The sequence below is a fragment of the Salinibacillus aidingensis genome (genome assembly GCF_055393355.1).
The window spans coordinates 2,522,676-2,541,815 of record NZ_AP043759.1 but is presented as its reverse complement, the minus strand read 5'-3'; the positions used below and the strand labels follow the sequence as shown (position 1 = coordinate 2,541,815).

Sequence of the window (19,140 nt, the reverse complement as noted above, 5' to 3'; positions counted from 1 at the left end):
GATACGGGGGGGTCTACGTACCTAGGCATTCGCGCGCTTAAAGCTGACGGTCGACAATAAAACAAGAATAGTTGTAAAAATACCAATAAATAAAACTTCTTCAAAAATCGTAATCTGTCTTCCGAATAAGGATATGTTCAGCCCCATGGCATCCAGAACGGGTGCTGATAAATTTTCGATATCAACCATAACCTTCTTCATGACATCGACCCCGTATGTCACAGGGTTGATTTTTACAATGAAATCCATCCAAGCGGGCATATTGCTAATCGGAAATAATGCTCCCGACAGGAAAATCATTGGCATTACCAGGATTTGTACAGTTAACTGAAAGCCCTGAGTTGAATTGATTAAACTGGCAAAAAGCAAGCCGAGGGAAGACAGCGCACACCCCAGTAAAAACATAAAAGGGATCACTTGAATTAAGGCCATCACATCATAGGATAACCCTAATAACGGAATCAGCAAAAAGAGCATAACTCCTTGAATGGTGGCAACAGTCGCTGATCCCAGCATTTTTCCGATCGCAATGCTGACTCGGGAAATTGGAGATACCATAATTTCCTTCATATAGCCAAAATCCTTATCCTCAATTACAGACATGGCGGAAAAAATCGAGGTCATAAGCAGGGTCATGGCAACAATTCCTGGAAAAACGAATTCCACATAGTTGAATCCTTCTGCCCCTTTCGGCATACTACCGGCCATCATTGTCTCCATCGAACCGCTCATTCCTCCACCGAAGATCAATAAAAACAGTATGGGCATGGTGAAGGATCCGAACAGCCGGGCTTTATCCCGGAAAAACTTAAGCAGATCCCTTTGCCAAATGGCGATAATTCCTTCCATGATCAGGCCTCCTATTCTTTCACCGTTTCCCCGATTTTTCTGCCTGTGAATGCTAAAAATACATCGTTCAGAGTCGGTTTACGAATATTTAATCGGGTAATTGGAATATTTAATGTCTTAATAAAGGATGAGATAAAGGCATCACTGCTCGCTACTTTAAGGTGAATCGTATCCTCTTCAACAGTGACCTTTGCTTCCTTCACTTTTTCGTTAATTTCCTTCAGGGCCTGCTCATTGTCCTCTGTAGACAGTTCAATAATATCGCCGCCAAGCTGGTCCTTTAAGGCTGTTGGAGAATCTATGGCAATAATCTCACCCTGATCCATGATAGCCACACGATCACTGATTTCAGCCTCATCCAGATAGTGAGTCGTGAGGAACATGGTGATGCCTTCTTTTTCTTTTAAGCGTAAAATATATTCCCACAAATGGGCCCGTGTCTGCGGGTCCAGGCCGACTGTCGGCTCATCGAGAAATAATACTTTTGGATAATGAAGCAGACCTCTGGCAATCTCCAGGCGACGTTTCATTCCCCCGGAGAAGGTCTCTACCCGCTGCTTCTGTTCATTGACGAGGTCAACGATTTCCAGGACTTCCTGAATTCGCTCCTCCCGTTTTTCTTTAGGAACCTTATAAAAACGACAATGAAGCATAAGATTTTCATGGGCCGTCAGCTTTTCATCAAGTGTATTTTCCTGAAAGATGATCCCGATGCTGCCACGTACAGCATCCTTATCCTTACTTACATCGTAGTCATTAATAATAATGCTGCCTGATGTAGGCTTCAGCATTGTACAGATCATATTGATGGTTGTACTTTTTCCGGCTCCATTAGGTCCCAGAAAGCCGAAAATTTCCCCTTCTTCAACCTCAAAATTAATGCCTTTTACCGCTTCCGTATTCTTGTAGGATTTCCTCAGGTTTTTTACAGAAATAATAGATTCCAAAGTTATGACCTCCATTGGAAAAAAATAGCTATTCAATATTATCCTCTTATTGAAGGAAGAAGTCAAAAACAACCCCCCCTCAATAAACAGGGCGATGAGGATAAGGGTCCAGTATCATGTGACAAAAATTCTGATTGGAGAATTAATGATAATGTTGGGTCCACGATATGAGCAGCTAAAATGGTTATAAAATAATAAAGTGGTTTGGAATTTTATGTTAACATAAGGGTAGAGTCAATGAGAACGTTTAAGTAACGATCGACAATAGAAGGTTTAGTGATTGGATTCATTACTGGATTAGGGGGTGGCGAAAATCCGGAATATACGTATTGCCATAGTTATTTTAATGGTCATGCTGACAGGATGTTCTTCTTCACAAGGAAAAGCAATTGTATCGATTCAAGGGGAGATTGTGACGATAGATTCAGAAGATCATTCTGTCTTGGTAGGTTGCACCGATGATCTTCATTTAAAGGAAGAAGATAAGCACAATCTCATTCAATATTTATGCACGGTGAAAATTAGCGAAGAAACAATTATAAAGGCAAAAACAGGAGAGCGATTGAGTTTCAGTAACCTTAACGAGGGACAACTAGTAAAAGTGATTTTAACCAGGCCACAGGAAGTGAACAAGAATCAGGAAACCAGAGTCATGACTGCAAAGGAAATCATTGCTTATTAACCTAATATAAGGGGACTGTCCTCTCTTAATCAAGGGGACGGTAATGAAGTAATAGATTAAAAGGAACGGGGGGGAGTGGCTAATGAGTGAAAAACAGGAAACTCCTGAACAAAGAAGAGAACGGTTAAGACAAGAGGAGGGAAGAGGAAATCCTGCTGGAGATATGAATGATGCTGCGAATAGAGCAAGTAATGGAAGTCTTGTTGATTTAACAGGGAGTCTGGGTTGGAAAGGAACTGGAATTCTTGCTCTTTTTATGGTATTGGCATTTATCATTTATGCTGTATTCTTTCGCTAAAAGGGAAGGATGTAAAAGTTTGTGAAGGAATGTACTTAAGCTAACGGAGCAGGTTACTTTAATAAGGGATGAAACTAACTTGAATATTTATCGTCGTTTATATATGGGAAAAAATTTGTCGGGGATGTGTGGAATTGAGGATATACTTTCTTTTACCAGCAATAGTAATAATAGTTCTATGGTTTATTATCAAAGGTATTACCGTCATTTATAGGAAGAAAAAATTTGATTTAAAACAAGAAATAATCAATCTGCTTTTTTTGGTGAGTGTACTATGGATAATTGGAATGACCCTTTTCCCTATTGAAATTGGTATTCCTCATAGATATGGTCCATCAAATAATTTCGTACCATTTTCAAGTATAAAAGACTTACTGAGCCACTCTTATTTTATGGTACCTTTAAGAAATATTGCTGGGAATATTATTTTGTTTGTGCCGTTCGGGTTTATGCTTGCATTAAAATTCATTAAATTAAGTAGTGTACTAAGAGTTGGATTGGTGGGTTTACTGAGTTCTACATTTATTGAGTTAGTACAACTATTGATGCCAATTAGGGCTATTGATGTTGATGATATTATATTGAACACTTTAGGCTCTGTGATAGGCTTTCTTGTACTAAAAACAATTGAGAGCATCTTTCAGTTGTCTGCCAAACATAATTAAAGGTGTTCTTCAACAAACGGAGGCTTATCTGGAACAAGGGGTACAGCCTGATATTGTAAAAAGAAGCAGTAGTAAGAAGATGGTAATAAGGGGTGAAAAAAATGATTAACTTAGCTAAATTGGAAATTTTGTTGGGGTTATTAACGATTTTAACAGGAATGCTTTATTTAATAGGCGTTTTTGGTCCAACAGAGTCAATAGTCATTACTTGGGGTTTCATTGAATTGGTTGTTGGAGGAATCGTTGTTTTCTTAGGAATAAACAAGAATAAAATAGCGGACTTTGTAGAAATGGTCATAGTCTTTTCCTTGGTGTTAATTCAAGCACCTGCTATATTCTTATGGTTTGCCTTTAATGGTAATGGTATATCCGATGGAACACCACCAACCACTTTTGTAGCTCATTGGATATTTGCAACACCTCATTTGGTAACCACTTTACTCGGCATTGTTGTAATTGGCTATTTATTTAAGAGAAATACGACGTGATTTTTGAAATCAACAGGCTAATAAGACTCTTTAATTATTTCAGTAAAGGGGGCTAACCTTCAAGAGGGAAAATGACTTTTCCTATTGAAATGTAGAAACAAAGGTTCGTATAACAAATATAATTAAAAGGTGTGTATAATCATTGCTAATAAACATTCAATCAAAAGAGTTAAAATAACAAGCATATTAGTATTAGAACTAATACTTCCAACCATATTCGTTAGTTTTGACTAAAGTTTTGCTGCTTTCGGCAAAGAGTTTAACTTATAAGAACTGTAGGTGGAAAAAATGTTCGTTTTTTTACTGATTCACATAACAATAGGTTTAGCCTTAATTTACTTTTATGGAAAATTGCCTAAAGGAATTACAACATTTGCAATTGTCTTTTTAAGTATGAGTTTTATATATTTTGGATCAGTTTTCTTCAAATCATTATTATAACTTTGTTTCATTATTAGTGAAGGAAGCTTAAATGGCCAAACGAATCAGTACAGTTGAACAAAAAAATACATATTAGGAGAAGTCATGTGGAGAAATTAGTATGTTTTGGCGATAGTATTACGGCAAGAAAAGAAGGCTATGATACACCTATGCTTACAACAAAGTTAGCTGTGCAATTGGAAGGTTTTGAAGTAATAAATGCTGGTGCATCAGGTAATAACACTTACGATGCTCTATCAAGAATTGAAAATGATGTGATTAAATATAACCCCAATTTAGTAACAGTAATGTTTGGTGCTAATGATGCCGCATTTCATAAAATGGTGGATTTAGAAACTTATAAAACGAACATTTATAAAATCACACAAATGATTAAACCTAAAAGAACAATTTTAATAACACCAGCCCCAGTTGATGAAAAAGTTCAATTTGCGAGAACTAATGAAGTTTTATTCGATTATGCTTTGTCAGTTAATCATGTAGCAGTGGAAACTGGATGCCATTTCATCGATTTTTTTTCAAAGATGATTGCTTTGGATAACTATCCTCAAATGCTTAAAGGGATAAGAAATGATGGACTTCATTTTGGAGCCAAAGGTTATGATTTTCTTGTTGGCTTATTATTAGAGAAGATTAGAGAGGTTTGTTATTAAGCTAACGGGTGATGGATGCTGAACAAGGGTATTCCCTCCCATCAGTTTAAGGCAGAACATTGGAATAACACGAAACATTCCTTCGATGAAAGCCGTCTAATTGATGGGAGGGATAGGTACATATGAAACCAACAAAGATTTTATTTGTTTTAATAATTATAGTGTTAATGGCAGGTTGTCAGAATACAGAAAACTTAACTAATACAAATCAGAAAGAAGATAACATTCCAGATTACCATCCTTCATCTGAAGATATTGTGGATATGCACGGGGACATTGAAAATATAGATAGATTTAAAAAATTTATAAACAATTTTGACAAGGGACAGAAGGATAGTATTAGGGTAATCAGATATACAACAGAAGGTGACCCAGTGCTTCGTGACCTTGAATATGATGGTGATGCTATCATATCAACATCCGACATACGAAGGGATAGATATGGGAAGGGGAGCATAAATACTGCAACTTGTGAATCAATTGAAGTGGTCGAAACTGCAGAAAGAACGGATTACTTACTTGATGATTGTGAAAATATTGCAGATCATACGCTTTTAGTGATTTGGAAATAGCAAGAAACTCTTTGTTCGACAAACGGGTGGTGTTTTTTCAATAAGAAGGGCGCAGTATTGAGAAGTAAACGGGTTGCAAAGTTAAATGAGGAACAGGGTGTCTGACAGTGACGAGAAGGTATAGCTGACTTTCCGAATCAATTTGCTATCTGACAGGATTTTTAAAGAAGAACATTAGAATTCTTAGGGAAGGAATTTATTATGGATATAGATTTGAAAGATAATATAAAGGGAGTCATTCGACCATATAAAGAAAAGGACTTTAATAGAATACAGGATTTAAACAAAGAAGAAGGATGGACGAATTTAGTCGAAAATGCTTTGAATACAAAGGAAGCGTGGAAAAATTCAAATGTAGCCTTTGTTATTGAAATAAAGGGTAAAGGAGTAGTTGGCTATTTAAGAGGATTTACTGATACTCGTATAAGCCTGTTTATTTGTGAATTGCTAATTGATAAAAAGTATCGGGGATTAGGATTAGGAAAAGAATTCCTTCACTACTTACATAATGAATATCCAGCCACAAGGATTGAATTACTTGCAAATTGTTCATCTCGTTCATTTTATGAAGGACTTGGTTTTCGATCGTTTTATGGATTTAGGAAATCAAGACAAGAATAAAGTTTTTCTTCTTGTTCTTAAGGGACTTATCTGGAAGAAAACAATAGATGAAATATAAGGAGAGGAATTATGCTTTATAGTGTCTTAGTAGTCTTGGCTTCACTTATTCTGGGGTTTATACTATATCAAGTTCCACTGGTTCAAAGTATTTTAGACATTTCAGGAATGTTCCAAATTGCTAATTTTATAATGTTGGTTGTTATTCTGTATTTGCTATTAGAAAAACGTAGTGAGTAATAAGCTAACGGGGCTTGTCTGGGTAAATGGCCACTTTATGTTCGAAGCATCATTTCTTATATAGGGATATTCAATACAAAACTTTTTATACTGGGAACAAGCTATTCATGGGTCAGGATGCATCAATGTTTGTTCTGAATTCAAAAAAGGGCATCGGTAATGAATAGAGGTATAGACTTCACGGATAAAAGGGATTGTTGTGAACTCTCAGGTGCGTTCATTCAATTCAATTAAAGGAGTTCCATGCTAAAGGGACCTGGAAAAATTCCAAGTCCCTTTTTATAGTGATAACTAATATTTATACAATGTGAATTTCATTGTCGTTGTTGATGCAAAATTTTGTGTTTTCCCTTATAGCGGAACCCCTCTAATACTTCGGCAATGTCGTTCCATTTACATAAAGGGAAGGGGTTGGATTTTTTACATAGAGTTCTCTTGGAAAATCAGCAAGAGTTTCACAGCCGTTATCGGTGATCCTGATTGCCTCGCTGATTTCAACTCCAAAATCGTGATACCATAATCCCGGGATTAAATGCAGGGTCATGTTTGGCTGAATAACTGTCTGATCTCCAGGGCGAATGCTGATTGTATGCTCTCCCCAGTCAGGCGGGTAGCTTAAGCCTACGGAATATCCGAGTCGTGATCGCTTATAGAACCCATGTTTTGCAATGTTGCTTTGCCAGACTTCCTCAATCTCCTCACTGGTTACTCCGGGTTTGATGAAATCAAGCGTCTCATTAAGGGCTTCCACAATGACTTTAGAAGTCTCTGCCAGTTGATAGGATGGTTCGCCTATGACCATGGTTCGGGCAAGAGGGGAATGGTAGCGGTTATAACAGCCAGCAAGTTCAACAATAACCGGATCATTCACCTGATAGCGCTCATCGGTCCACGTGAAGTGAGGAGCTGATGTTTTTCTTCCGGACGGGATCATCGGTACAATGGCTGGATAGTCGCCGCCATGTTCGGCTGTTCCACTGATTTGCGCCTGAAAGATATTGGCAGCCACATCACATTCCCGGACATTGGCATCAATCGTTTCATAGGCTCTTCGCATCGCCATTTCAGCATTTTGAGCGGCCTTTTTCATATAGGCAATTTCCTGTGGAGACTTAATGCATCTTACCCAATTGACGAGCTGATCAGCGTCCTTAAAAGTTGCATTAGGTAAATGATGGATTAATTTTAAATAAGAGAGCGCACTGAAATAATGGGTTTCCATTTCAACTCCTATATATCGGTTGGCCTGCCCAATTTCTTTTAAAATATTCGCTACAAAATCCATAGGATGCTTATTGTCGGATTGTATATAGTCATCAGGATAAGGGATAATGTTATCATTGTTCATCCACGTCGAAATGCGGGCACTATTGGCATCCATTTCTCTGCCGATCCAGATCGGCTGTTCCTCATCAATCATCACAATAATCATCTGGTGAACGTAAAAAGACCAGGCGTCATATCCACTTAAATAGTTCATGTTTGAAGGATTAACCAGCAATAAGACTTCGATTCCTTGTTCGTTCATTTTTTCCTTTGTTTTTCGCATTCTTTCTTTGTATTCTTCCACCGTAAACATCCTTTTCACTCCTTTCGTGCAGCTTTCTGACATCAAAGAGCCTATTGACCGGGTTGAAATGCTTTAAGGTAAATTGAAGCAAACAACTTTAGGGTCTGTCATTTCATGGATGGCAAATTGAATGCCTTCCCGGCCAAGTCCTGAATTTTTCACACCTCCGAAAGGCATAGCGTCAATGCGATAATCACTGCTGTCATTGACCATAACTCCGCCTACTTTTAGTTTATGAATCGCTTCAAATGCGCGTTCCAGGTTTTTTGTAAAAATTCCAGCCTGCAGTCCAAAATCAACATTGTTTGATTTTGTGATTGCCTCATCAAGGTCAGAGACAGAATAAAGAATAACGACAGGTCCAAAAACCTCTTCTGAAGCAAGGATACAGTTATCAGGTAACTGCTCCAGTACGGTAGGATCATAATAGGCTCCGTGCCGTTTACCGCCACAAAGTAAAGCAGCTCCATGATCGACGGCATCATTTACCCAATTTTCGACCCGGATGGCCTCACTCTCTGTAATGAGCGGACCCATATCCGTTTCCGGTGACATTTTATCGCCGGTGACATACTGTTTCGTACGCTCTACAAATTTTGTTTTAAAGTCCTCGTAAACGCCTTCTGCTATATAGATACGCTGAACACCTATACAGTTTTGACCGGCAGCTGCGTAGGATCCGGATATCGTCGATTCAACAGCCTGATCAACATCGGCATCATCCAGGATAATGGACGGGGAATTTGAGCCAAGCTCCATCCCAAGTTTTTTCACACCAGATTTTGCGGTAATTTCCTGGCCTGTTTCCACGCCTCCTGTAAATGAAATCATTCGTATATCCTCATGCTCAATCAGTAAATCGCCTATTTCGCTTCCACGGCCGGTGATGACACTGAGTACTTTTTTGGGCAATCCGGCCTCTTCCATTAAAGCGGCCAGTTTAAGAGCACTTAAAGGAGTTGTGGATGCAGGCTTTACAATTAATGCATTTCCACTTGCTACAGCCGGCCCCACTTTGTGTGCGACCAGATTTAGCGGATCATTAAAAGGAGTGATGGCGGCAATGAGTCCAATTGGAAAACGGTAGTAATATCCTACACGATTCTCACTGCCTGGTCGCTGATCAAAGGATATGGTTTCACCTTTGATACGCCTTGCTTCCTCGGCACTGATCTGCAGCGTTTCAATGGCTCTGTTTACTTCGCTACTGGCTTCTGTAATCGTTTTGCTTCCTTCTTTCGCAATGGTTTCCGCAAATTCCCGTTTCCGTTCAGATAATAGACTGGCAGCCCGATTCAGGATGGATATTCGTTTATGAACAGGCAGTTCTGCAGCATTGTCCACCCCTTTTTTCGCTTCCTCTATGGTGTTGATCATGTCTTCTTTGCTTGCGGAGGGGACACTGGCAATCAGTTCATTATTTTGTGGATTGAACACATCAATCTTCTGTTCACGATTCACCCATTCACCGCCGATACACATTTTCACTTGCTCCACTTGTGCCTTCATACTTTAACACTCCTTTCGATTCAAATTTTCATCCATAAAGGACTGTCTATTGAATGACCTTTCGTTCCATATTAATGATGTCAATTAAGAGAGAATATCCGGTTTCAATAATGCCGGCACCCGCGCCCATTAAAGTAATCGGTCCTGATAAGTCACATTCATAGGTGGTGGCGTTTATGGCACCTTGAACACCGGCAAGGGGATCCGTCATATCTACTTTTTCAGGCTTTACGGATGCATAGACTTGATCATCCTGTCTGGTGATGCGCCCGAGCATCTTCCAGCGTTTGTTTTCCTGCTTTGCCTCGTGAACATCATCTATGGTCAGGCTGGAGATTCCCTTACAGAGTACATCTTCTTTTGTCAGAGGGATTCCCATAATGACATTAGCTAAAATGACAACCTTATAGAGGGCATCATAGCCTTCCACATCACTTGTCGGATCGGCTTCGGCATATCCGAGGTCCTGGGCCTGCTTCAGTGCTGCTTCATACGTCATTCCTTCTTCCATTTTCGTCAAAATATAGTTCGTTGTTCCATTAAGGATGCCGCGAATCTCCTGTATTTCATTTCCTGTCAGGGAAATCAGGGGCATTCGAAGTGCGGGTGTTCCGCTCATGACCGTACCTTCAAAGCCCCAGCTTACACCTCTATCTTTTGCAAGCTCACTAAGCTCATCGTAAGCAATGGCTACGGGACCTTTGTTGCTCATAACGACATTTTTGCCATTCTCGAAAGCAGCTTTACAGTGGTTAATTGCGGGCTGCCCCGTCTGAACATCTGTATAGGTGATTTCGACAATGGTGTCTGCGTTAGACTTTTCAATGGTCGTTAAACTATCCCAGCCTTTGATGAGTCCATCTTCCTCGGGGTAATCCTCTAATTGGCCTGATTCATCCATAATGGCAGCGATTCGCTGTAAATCAAGGCCATCAGGATGGTAAATGGAGCCTTTTTTTAAGTCAGAAATCGCTACAACCTCGATGTCTAATCCTAAATTGTTCGCCAGATTTCTTCCTTTGTTTAACAATATGTCCAATAACCCCTGCCCGACTCCACCAAAGCCGATAAAGGCAATTTTATGGGTCATAATCATTCCCTCCCTTATTGAATGAATGAATAGCTTCCTTTTAAAAACCGGCAGGCTGTTTCGGCAAGGATACTAACCCCATATATCAGAGCTTTCTCATTAATATCAAATTCAGGCATGTGAAGCCCGCGGTTTGGCTGATCATCTATTTTTGCTCCAAGAAACAACATGGCACTCGGTACCGTTTCAGCTATATGACTAAAATCCTCTCCTGCCATCCCAAATGGTTCATGCTTAATCGTAAACGAAGGGAATAAATCACAGACTGTGGTTTCAAACCAGTCTGTGATAGCAGGATGGTTGTACAGGACAGGCTCCCCGTGAGTGATGTCTAATTGATAGCTTCCTCCCATAGATTGTGAGATTTTTAGTGTCTGTTCCAATTCTGCTTTAAGCTGTTTGCGAATATCCGGATGATAGCTGCGAATGGTTCCCTGGAGATGGACTTCATTAGGTATGACGTTATAGGATGGTGTCGTTCCAATGTGTGTTACCGATAAAACGGAATGTTCAAGTGGAGAAACCGTCCGACCTGAAATACTCTGGATAGCAGGTAAAATACTGCCTAACATTCTGATAGGGTCGGAAGTCTGCTGTGGATAAGCGGCGTGCCCACCTGAACCATAGATTGAGGCTCTAAAGGTATCGACACTTGCCATACTGTATCCTTTATTGATTGTAACTGTGCCTGCTGGTTGAACAGGATCCATATGAAGGGCAATCGCTGCATCTGCATCATCCAGAATTCCTGCACGAACCAGGTAGGGGGCTCCGGTCCATCCCTTTTCATCGGTGTCCTCTTCAGCAGGCTGAAAAATAAATTTGACCTTTCCCGTCAGCTCTTTTTTCCTTACTTTTTGTGCCAGGATTTTGGCAGTACCGAGGGCAATAGTGGTGTGAGCATCATGACCACATGCATGCATCACACCATCATTCTGTGAACGGTATTCATGCTGATTTTCTTCTAAGATGGGTAAAGCATCGATATCAGCGCGAATGGCGATTGTCGGTCCACTCCCATTGGAAATGGAACCGACAACACCTGTTTCTAATCCAATCGCTTCTTTCCCTGAATGAACGGTTAATCCTTCGATGCTTTGAAGATATCTTTTAATAAATTCAGTTGTTCTATATTCTTTAAAGCTTAATTCCGGCTGACGATGAAGGTTTCGTCTGATGTTGATTAATTCATCGTGAATCGCCTGAGCTTCCGGGTGTATGTTCATGCAAAGGATCACTCCTTGAAACAAAGCTTCATTTACCTAGCTTTTTACCGTAATATAGGACAAGGCATTTTCAAGATCAGCAATCAGGTCATTTACGTCCTCAATCCCCACAGAGTAACGGATTAACCCTTCAGGAATTCCGAGGGCTTTTCGTTCTTCAGGTGTGCATTCAATATGGCTGGTTGTACGGGCAGGACCTACAACAGTTTCAACGGCACCAAGGTTGGCGGCCCGATTAGCGTATTGAAGTTTTGGTAAGAATTCCCTTACTCCATCCAGACCATCTTTGAGGGAAAAGCTCAGCATCCCTCCAAAATTGCTCATTTGCTTTTTAGCAATGTCATGATTCGGATGATCTTCAAGTCCTGGATAGAAAACATCCTCAATGGCATCATGCTGTTTTAAATAGTTGGCGATTTTCATTGCACTAGCACATTGGCGTTCATTTCTTATATCAAGTGTTTTCATACCGCGTAAAAGTAAATAGGCAGCCATTGGGTCAAGGGTGGCCCCGTTAATTTCCCGGTAATGGAAAATCTGCTCGACTAAATCCTCACTGCCAACAACGACGCCGCCAAGAGCATCGGCATGCCCGCCTAAAAATTTGGTAGCACTGTGAATCACTAGGTCAGCACCCAGTGCAAGCGGATTCTGATTCATAGGTGTTGCAAAGGTATTGTCAACAAACACAAGTGCATCCACGGCTTTAGCCGCTTTAACCATTCTTCTAATATCCGTAATTTTGACCGTTGGATTTGTAGGTGTTTCTAAATAGAGAATATTGCATCCCTTTGCAATTTCTTCTTCCATCTGTTCATGGTTGGCTGTTTCACAAAGTTCGACATCAATATTCAGCTTTGGCAGAAATTCAGAGAAAATCTTGTTCGTTCCCCCATAGGTATCCTTAATCGTTACAACCCGATCACCAGGCTGCAGGAAGGTAGCAAGGGAATTACTGATGGCGGCCATTCCTGTTGAGAAGCTTGTGGCACTTTCTGCTCCTTCTAAAATTTTCACCTTATCCTCAAAGGACTGCACGGTTGGATTGGTATTTCTCCCGTAAATATGTCCGTCTTTTTCTCCAATAGCTACGTCAAACCATTCGTCAATGTCTTCGTAACCAAAGGAAACGCTGTGTACAACCGGAACCTGTGTGGCTCCATGAACCAAATATTCTTTCTCGCCAGCCCAAACGGTTTTTGTTGCATTTGTCAGGTTATGATCCTTTGTCATGGGTCAACCTCTCCTTTCATATTTGTGAAATAAAAAGTTTTTTTAACAAAGAGATTTGCGATGTTTGCTGTAAAAGATAATGTGATAGGAATCGATTTATTTTTATGGTATGATACAAATAAAAAATTGAATATTCGCAAATTTGTATGAAAATATTCTTTTTTCTTTTGTCATTTTGCAAAAGGAAACGGGAGGGATCCTGATGAGACTGGCGATGGAGGAGATTTTACAGCTGGATTTGCTTGATGAGGGTTCCGTTGTTACTGATGAGCACACCATTCGTGATTCCATTGTAGAGTGGATATCTGTGATTGAAATGCCGGTAGAAAATTTTGTCCGGAAAAATGAATTTGTACTAACTACAGGTGTGGGATGTAAGGATGATGAGGAGTTACTCTTTCAGTTTGTGAAAGAGGTAATTGAATCAGAGGCATCTGGTCTCGCGATTGCGATTGGACGATACATTCATAAGCTGCCAGAAAGGATTATTCATTTTGCGAATCAGCAGGACTTTCCTATTATTTTGCTGCCCTGGGAAATTCGGTTTGCTGATGCCATCCAGGTGGTACTGCATGCATTAAAACAGGAGGAAGAGCGTCTTGTCGAAAAAAATAAAGAGACCCAACAAGAACTGCTGAACCTTATTTTAAAAAATGGCAGCCTGTATGATGTTGCGGATTATATTGAAAAGAAGCTGGGTAAAGGTGTCATTATTACGGATACAAGAGGACGGGTAAAAGGAAAAAGCAGAGGTGCATCAAAACTGGAAAAAACCTGGACAGAATTTCTCCAATCAGAGGACTATCGCTTCATGGTCACTTCTTTTGAAAATAACCATCCTTACAGTACTTCACCGAATGCCCGTGTAATGTCGATTGAAGGAAAAAATGTCCTGCAATTTCTTGTTCATTCAGCCAGTGAAATCCAGGGTTTTGTCATTGTGGAAGGGCTGACAGATGATGACGTGGATTATTTATTGGGACAGCAGACCGTACACCTGCTGGAGCACGCCGTCACAGCCATAGCCCTCTGTTTTTTAAAGGAAAATACCATCATAGAGACGGAACTAAAGCTAAGAGATGATTTTGTGTGGAGTTTAGCAAAGGAAAAGGATACCTCCTGGGATCAGGTGCTATCAAGGGCTAAGTCCTTAAAATACAATGTAAATCTTCCCTATGTGTGCATCATTGGCTATCCTGAAAATTTTATGGACGTATTTCAGAAAAACCTGGACCAATCCACCTATGAAAATTGGGAGCAGACGATTACGAGAAGAATTGAGGATGAAATTTATTATTCCGGAAAGTCGATGGCCAGTCAAACGATGATCACCTTTCAGCGTAATCATTTCATTATTTATCTGGAGGTAAACCATCATCAGGTTACAGAAACCGTTGAACAGTTTTTTCAGCATTTGGATAAACGGTTAAATCAATTCATACCTGAGCTGGTTTTTAGCTGGGGAATTAGTAAAACGGCAGGCCTCCGCCGTTTTTATGAAAGCTATCAGGAGGCACAGAAAGCGTTGGAAATAGGTCGTCGTCAAAAAGGACCCGGCTTTCAGAATATGTATGCAGATACGAGGGTGGACCGGGCTCTCATGAATCTTGTTCATGACAAGGAACTGAAGAACATTACAGATCAGACGATTGGGACGTTATTAAACTATGATCAGGAGCGGGGCATTAATCTTGTGCATACCTTTTCAGTTTATAACAAGAACAGGGGAAATGTCAGTCAAACAGCCAGAGAGCTTAATCTGCACCGGCAGTCGCTCCTTTACCGTTTACGGAAGATTGAATCACTGACCGACTGTGATCTGGATAAACCTGATGATCTCTTTCTTATTAATCTCTGCATAAGACTCTGGACTTTAGGGATTCTGGAGAACCGCAATGATGTCATTTAATTTGTAGAAGAAAGTAGGGATATCATGAATTCAGTACAAGCTAAAATAACCAAAGGAATCAACGCAATCAAAAAGGTAATTATGGGACAGGATGATGCCATTGAGCTTTTATTTGCAGCCTTATTAGCCAATGGTCATGTTCTGTTGGAAAGCGTACCGGGATCCGGTAAAACGAAGCTGGCGAAGACCTTTGCCGAAGTAGTCGACGGCCGGTTTGGACGTGTACAATTCACCCCGGATGTTCTGCCTGGAGATGTTACAGGCATTCAATTTTATAATCCAAAGACACAGGAATTTGAATTACGAGCAGGGCCGGTGATGACCAATGTTCTGTTAGCCGATGAAATCAACCGTGCGACTCCTAAAACTCAGTCAAGTCTGTTGGAGGTCATGGAAGAAAAACAGACGACCATAGATGGGGAGACCCTTGTTTTGGAACCCCCATTTATGGTGATTGCAACCCAGAATCCGATTGAGTCAAATCAGGGAACCTTTCCTCTTCCGGAAGCCCAGCTCGACCGATTCCTGCTGAAGGTAAGTATGGATTATCCTTCTTTTGATATAGAGAAGGAGATTCTGCATATATACCGGACGGACGAGCCCTTAAATGATATTGTTTCGCCAAGTTTATTAAAGGAAGAAATTTTGTCTTTGCAGGAGGAAGTCAAACTCATACGTATGGGAGATGCTGTCACCGAATATTTATTAAATATTGTAAGGCAAACCAGGCAGCACGCAGATGTTGAGGTCGGAATCAGTACAAGAGGGGCCCTTGCCCTTATGCGGGTCTGTCAGGCCAGAGCATTTATCAGAGGAAGAGACTATGTGAGACCTGAGGATATAAAGGAAATGGCTCCTTACGTTTTTGCTCATCGGCTTGTGTTATCCATGGAAGCATCGCTGCAGAAGAATCCGTCAAAGGTGATCGCTGATATTCTGGAATTAATAGAAGTTCCGGTAGAGATTGGAGAAAGCGAGTAATATGCAGTGGGACAAACAGTTTGAGGATAGCCAAAGCCAGTATTATGAGCTTCTCACCATTATTACGGTTCTCACGTTCTTTTTAAGTTTAATTTTCCAGCGTTCTTTATTGTTTCTGCTTGTAGGTTTATTACTGGCCTTAATCATACTCAGTAAGGGATATGACCGTATTGCAGGTAAAGGCTTAACGCTGGATGACTCCAAGCAGCAAATCAGGCTTTTTCCCGGGCAGGAGTCCACGATTCATTTTGTTTTTCAACATCAATCCCAGCTTCCTATGGTTAATGGAAAGCTTTCATTCCGGGCCGAGGATGTTATCGAGGTCGTTAAGTTTAAGGCAACAAGGGTGAGGGGCAAGAATCATTATGAAATTCCGTTGTCTGTTCTTTCAAAAGGTGAGACAAGGTTGAGGGTCGCCATAAAGGCTGTAAACCGAGGGGTTACTCGAATGACTAATATTCAATACGAATTTCCGCATCTTATCCATTTCCAGTCCGTTTTCTTAAAGCTTCGTCCCTTTTATCCGACAGAAATACTTGTGTATCCAGCCACGCTACCTGTTTCTGGAATGGAGGAAACCAATTACGACACGATAGGGGAGCAGAGGGCCCGATTTTCACCGTTTGAGGATGTAATGCAGCCAATTGGAACAAGAGATTATCACAATGACGCCTTTCATCGGATTCACTGGAAGGCATCGGCCAAAAGACAAAATCTACAGACGAAAGTGTTTGAAAAGACAAGGGATCACACCTGGGTATTAATCGTTAACCTCAGTGCCAGAACACGATTGGGAAATATTCATTGGGATGAAAATATGGAAAATCGATTATCTTATGTAGCTTATGTTTGTCAGTACCTGACGAGGAAGGGAATTTCCTATGAGCTCTGTATCAATACCAATCAGGGAAAACTTCAATCAGGAATAGGAAAGGAGCATTTACGTAAGGCGTTAGAGATATTGGCAAAAATATCGGGAGAACAAAATCTCATTCATCCTTCCCGGTTATTTCAGCAAGTGGACCAGCGAATGGAGCAGCCCCAAACAGTCGTCTGCTTTGGGGATTTATATGAGGAAAATCAATTCTATCTGCTTAAATGGCAGAAGCAGGGCATGAATGTCTATCAAGTAAAGGAATTTGAATCCGGGGCACAACTGGAGCCGGCACTTAAAGCAGGTGAACAGTATGGATAAGTGGAACTCTCTCCTGTTATTTTTGCAACAGACACTCGTGATTTATCTGATAGGTGTGCCTGTCCTATATCTGCTGAATGAGTTTTTGCCATTGCCGGAATATTTACTGATGGTTTTTCTCATCGGTTTCGTTCTGATTGAAATGAGGCAAAGGGTTAAAACGTATGCTCCGTATATTCTAACAGTACCGGTTGTCATTCTGTTTTGTACTCAATTATTAAAGTTATCCTGGTTCAGTTCCATCGTGCTGGCACTCACCCTGATCCTCTTATTTATCCATCAACTAAAAGAGGGAAGTTTCGAAAACGAAAAAAACGTTTTGCTTATAACTTTTTCACTAGCAGTTATAGAGGTGCTGATTTTTTCCCGACCTGAAGTGATCTGGGTAGCGGTTCTGCAATTTTTTCTGCTGTATGCAGGGTTTTATGTGAGGCAGTATACATCCATTCAAAGGCATACAGCGGAGGATGTCCCTGTTCAGCAGGTTATGAAGCTTCCCGGGCTGCTCGGTATTATTTTTCTGTCCATGGGCCTTCTCGTTTTTATGGTTTTCACTCCTGTACGAGCGGTTTTTCGGCTAATGCTTGAGGGAGTAGCTGTTATGCTCACAGCGGTTTTACAGTTTATCGGGCTTGGGATTGATTTAACAGGCATAACTGAGTTAGAGGTGGAGGATTCAGAGCAGTCTTCTATGAATACCTTGAACGAAGACATGAATCAAAATCAGTATCAATTTGTCAACGACGGGGCAGCTTCCGTCATTAATCAGTCCGTAAATGTATTGTTATGGATTGGAATGATTCTGCTGTTTATCGTGGCTATTTTGCTTGCAAAGAAGTTTTTCGGCAGGGAGCTCGTTGGCTATCAACCGAAACAAAATCCGTCTGATGTTGAATATATACTGGAAAGTAGTGAAAACGATCGTCTGCGAACCTCACTTTTAAAGCGCTTTTCCAGAAAACCGAATCATCAGGCGCGGCGGTTGTTTTTTCAGTTTGAGCAATTTGCCATAAAGCATGGATTTGGTCGCAAGCCGCATGAAACCATAGAGAATTGGTTTACGCGAATTGATTTGCCTTTATCTTCCGTCGATACTTATCAAAAGGTACGTTATGGAGAAGAGGAGACTACACCTCGGGAAGTAAAAAGATTAAAGAAAGAACTGGACAAGAAGAAACAGGAATTAATGAACAGGGAAAAGAAGAAGGAGGATGACCAGTAGGAAACCGGTCACCCTCCTCTTCAGATTTGGAAGAAATAAAAAACACTCAACACTATGATAAGACTTAAACCAACTGACGTAGTTAAATATAGAAAAGCAGACGCCCATTCCCGCTGTTCAATAAGTTTGATGGTTTCTAAACTAAAGGTTGAAAAGGTGGTAAACGCCCCGCAAAAGCCAATACCAAGGATATGTACCCATTGTTGCTGAATATCGATTCCAAGAATAATCCCCAGCAGAAGCGAGCCGACCACATTGACCAGCCAGGTCCCCCATGGATAATCATATTTATTTAGCCAGTGACTTATCCATGCTCTGGAAAAGGCACCCAAACATCCTCCAAGAAAGACATAGCCAATCATGATGGTTCACTTCCTATACGTTTTACCATCCATGTATAACTCAAACCGCTAAGAAAGAGTCCCCCGATTATACTTCCGAAAATATACAAAACAAAGAGCAATGTGCTGCCACTCTGGAGCAGCTCGATGCTTTCAGTGGAGAAGGTAGAAAAGGTGGTGAAGGACCCAATCATACCTGTTCCTATAATCTTTTTTAAATGAGGGTGCATACGGGGTAATAACAGAACAAACGGCAAGAAGAGGCATCCGATGTAATTGGTCATTAATGTGGCCCAAGGAAAGGCTGAAGCATCCAGTATGACTGATAATGCATAACGCAAAGCAGCACCAATTCCTCCACCAATCGCAATCCCTAACCAAATTAGTTTTGACAAAAGTCTTACACCACTC

At 40.7% G+C, this 19,140-nt stretch carries 20 protein-coding genes; 11 read left to right on the top strand and 9 right to left on the bottom strand.

Annotation, left to right across the window (positions count from 1 at the left end):
- Positions 1–21 precede the first annotated feature (21 nt).
- Together ACZ5OK_RS13545 and ACZ5OK_RS13540 are read right to left on the bottom strand one after the other, a co-directional pair.
- Positions 22–849, bottom strand: a complete 828-nt coding sequence (locus ACZ5OK_RS13545) for an ABC transporter permease (protein WP_343842496.1) — start codon at positions 847–849, stop codon at positions 22–24.
- Between the two features lie 11 nt (positions 850–860).
- Positions 861–1,796, bottom strand: a complete 936-nt coding sequence (locus ACZ5OK_RS13540; RefSeq protein ID WP_343842498.1) for an ATP-binding cassette domain-containing protein — start codon at positions 1,794–1,796, stop codon at positions 861–863.
- Between the two features lie 304 nt (positions 1,797–2,100).
- Here ACZ5OK_RS13540 and ACZ5OK_RS13535 point away from each other — a divergent pair, with 304 nt between their 5' ends.
- The 7 genes from ACZ5OK_RS13535 (at position 2,101) to ACZ5OK_RS13505 (ending at position 6,216) form a co-directional block, all read left to right on the top strand.
- Positions 2,101–2,478: a hypothetical protein gene (locus ACZ5OK_RS13535; protein WP_343842501.1), complete on the top strand. Its 378-nt coding sequence runs from the start codon at positions 2,101–2,103 to the stop codon at positions 2,476–2,478.
- A gap of 82 nt (positions 2,479–2,560) precedes the next feature.
- A complete protein-coding gene (locus tag ACZ5OK_RS13530; protein ID WP_343842503.1) occupies positions 2,561–2,776 on the top strand; it encodes a DUF6366 family protein in 216 nt (71 codons plus the stop codon).
- Positions 2,777–2,910: 134 nt separating this feature from the next.
- Entirely contained in the window at positions 2,911–3,441 is a 531-nt protein-coding gene (locus ACZ5OK_RS13525; protein WP_343842505.1) for a VanZ family protein, read from the top strand.
- Between the two features lie 101 nt (positions 3,442–3,542).
- A complete protein-coding gene (locus tag ACZ5OK_RS13520; protein WP_343842507.1) occupies positions 3,543–3,929 on the top strand; it encodes a hypothetical protein in 387 nt (128 codons plus the stop codon).
- Positions 3,930–4,456: 527 nt separating this feature from the next.
- Positions 4,457–5,023, top strand: coding sequence for a GDSL-type esterase/lipase family protein (locus ACZ5OK_RS13515; RefSeq protein ID WP_343842509.1), 567 nt, complete (start codon positions 4,457–4,459; stop codon positions 5,021–5,023).
- Between the two features lie 122 nt (positions 5,024–5,145).
- Entirely contained in the window at positions 5,146–5,595 is a 450-nt protein-coding gene (locus ACZ5OK_RS13510) for a DUF4362 domain-containing protein (RefSeq protein ID WP_343842512.1), read from the top strand.
- 201 nt (positions 5,596–5,796) lie between these two features.
- The gene (locus tag ACZ5OK_RS13505; RefSeq protein ID WP_343842514.1) at positions 5,797–6,216 is read left to right on the top strand and encodes a GNAT family N-acetyltransferase; all 420 of its coding nucleotides are present in this window, start codon (positions 5,797–5,799) and stop codon (positions 6,214–6,216) included.
- Positions 6,217–6,820: 604 nt separating this feature from the next.
- Here ACZ5OK_RS13505 and ACZ5OK_RS13500 read toward each other — a convergent pair.
- The 5 genes from ACZ5OK_RS13500 to ACZ5OK_RS13480 all read right to left on the bottom strand — a co-directional run bounded on the left by ACZ5OK_RS13500 (position 6,821) and on the right by ACZ5OK_RS13480 (position 13,081).
- Entirely contained in the window at positions 6,821–8,032 is a 1,212-nt protein-coding gene (locus ACZ5OK_RS13500) for a M24 family metallopeptidase (protein WP_343842516.1), read from the bottom strand.
- A 63-nt stretch (positions 8,033–8,095) separates the two neighbouring features.
- On the bottom strand, positions 8,096–9,532 hold the full coding sequence (locus tag ACZ5OK_RS13495) for an aldehyde dehydrogenase family protein (protein ID WP_343842519.1): 1,437 nt from the start codon (positions 9,530–9,532) through the stop codon (positions 8,096–8,098).
- A 46-nt stretch (positions 9,533–9,578) separates the two neighbouring features.
- Complete coding sequence (locus ACZ5OK_RS13490) at positions 9,579–10,622, bottom strand: homoserine dehydrogenase (protein WP_343842522.1); 1,044 nt, start codon at positions 10,620–10,622, stop codon at positions 9,579–9,581.
- Between the two features lie 14 nt (positions 10,623–10,636).
- Positions 10,637–11,848, bottom strand: a complete 1,212-nt coding sequence (locus ACZ5OK_RS13485) for a M20 metallopeptidase family protein (RefSeq protein ID WP_343842523.1) — start codon at positions 11,846–11,848, stop codon at positions 10,637–10,639.
- A 36-nt stretch (positions 11,849–11,884) separates the two neighbouring features.
- Positions 11,885–13,081, bottom strand: a complete 1,197-nt coding sequence (locus ACZ5OK_RS13480) for a cystathionine gamma-synthase family protein (protein WP_343842525.1) — start codon at positions 13,079–13,081, stop codon at positions 11,885–11,887.
- Positions 13,082–13,283: 202 nt separating this feature from the next.
- On the opposite strand from ACZ5OK_RS13480, the gene ACZ5OK_RS13475 reads away from it, so the two are divergent.
- Genes ACZ5OK_RS13475 through ACZ5OK_RS13460 form a run of 4 tightly spaced genes read left to right on the top strand, consistent with a single transcriptional unit; the run spans position 13,284 to position 18,388 of the window.
- Entirely contained in the window at positions 13,284–14,990 is a 1,707-nt protein-coding gene (locus tag ACZ5OK_RS13475) for a PucR family transcriptional regulator (RefSeq protein ID WP_343842527.1), read from the top strand.
- A gap of 24 nt (positions 14,991–15,014) precedes the next feature.
- Positions 15,015–15,971, top strand: coding sequence for an AAA family ATPase (locus tag ACZ5OK_RS13470; protein ID WP_343842530.1), 957 nt, complete (start codon positions 15,015–15,017; stop codon positions 15,969–15,971).
- A 1-nt stretch (position 15,972) separates the two neighbouring features.
- Positions 15,973–17,166: a DUF58 domain-containing protein gene (locus ACZ5OK_RS13465; protein ID WP_343842532.1), complete on the top strand. Its 1,194-nt coding sequence runs from the start codon at positions 15,973–15,975 to the stop codon at positions 17,164–17,166.
- Positions 17,159–18,388, top strand: a complete 1,230-nt coding sequence (locus ACZ5OK_RS13460) for a hypothetical protein (protein WP_343842534.1) — start codon at positions 17,159–17,161, stop codon at positions 18,386–18,388. Before ACZ5OK_RS13465 ends, ACZ5OK_RS13460 begins: the two co-directional genes overlap by 8 nt.
- A 20-nt stretch (positions 18,389–18,408) precedes the next feature.
- Here the strand turns inward: ACZ5OK_RS13460 and ACZ5OK_RS13455 are convergent, their stop codons facing one another.
- Positions 18,409–18,750, bottom strand: a complete 342-nt coding sequence (locus tag ACZ5OK_RS13455; RefSeq protein ID WP_343842536.1) for a fluoride efflux transporter FluC — start codon at positions 18,748–18,750, stop codon at positions 18,409–18,411.
- Entirely contained in the window at positions 18,747–19,124 is a 378-nt protein-coding gene (gene crcB / locus ACZ5OK_RS13450) for a fluoride efflux transporter CrcB (protein ID WP_343842538.1), read from the bottom strand. Before crcB ends, ACZ5OK_RS13455 begins: the two co-directional genes overlap by 4 nt.
- Positions 19,125–19,140: the final 16 nt, after the last annotated feature.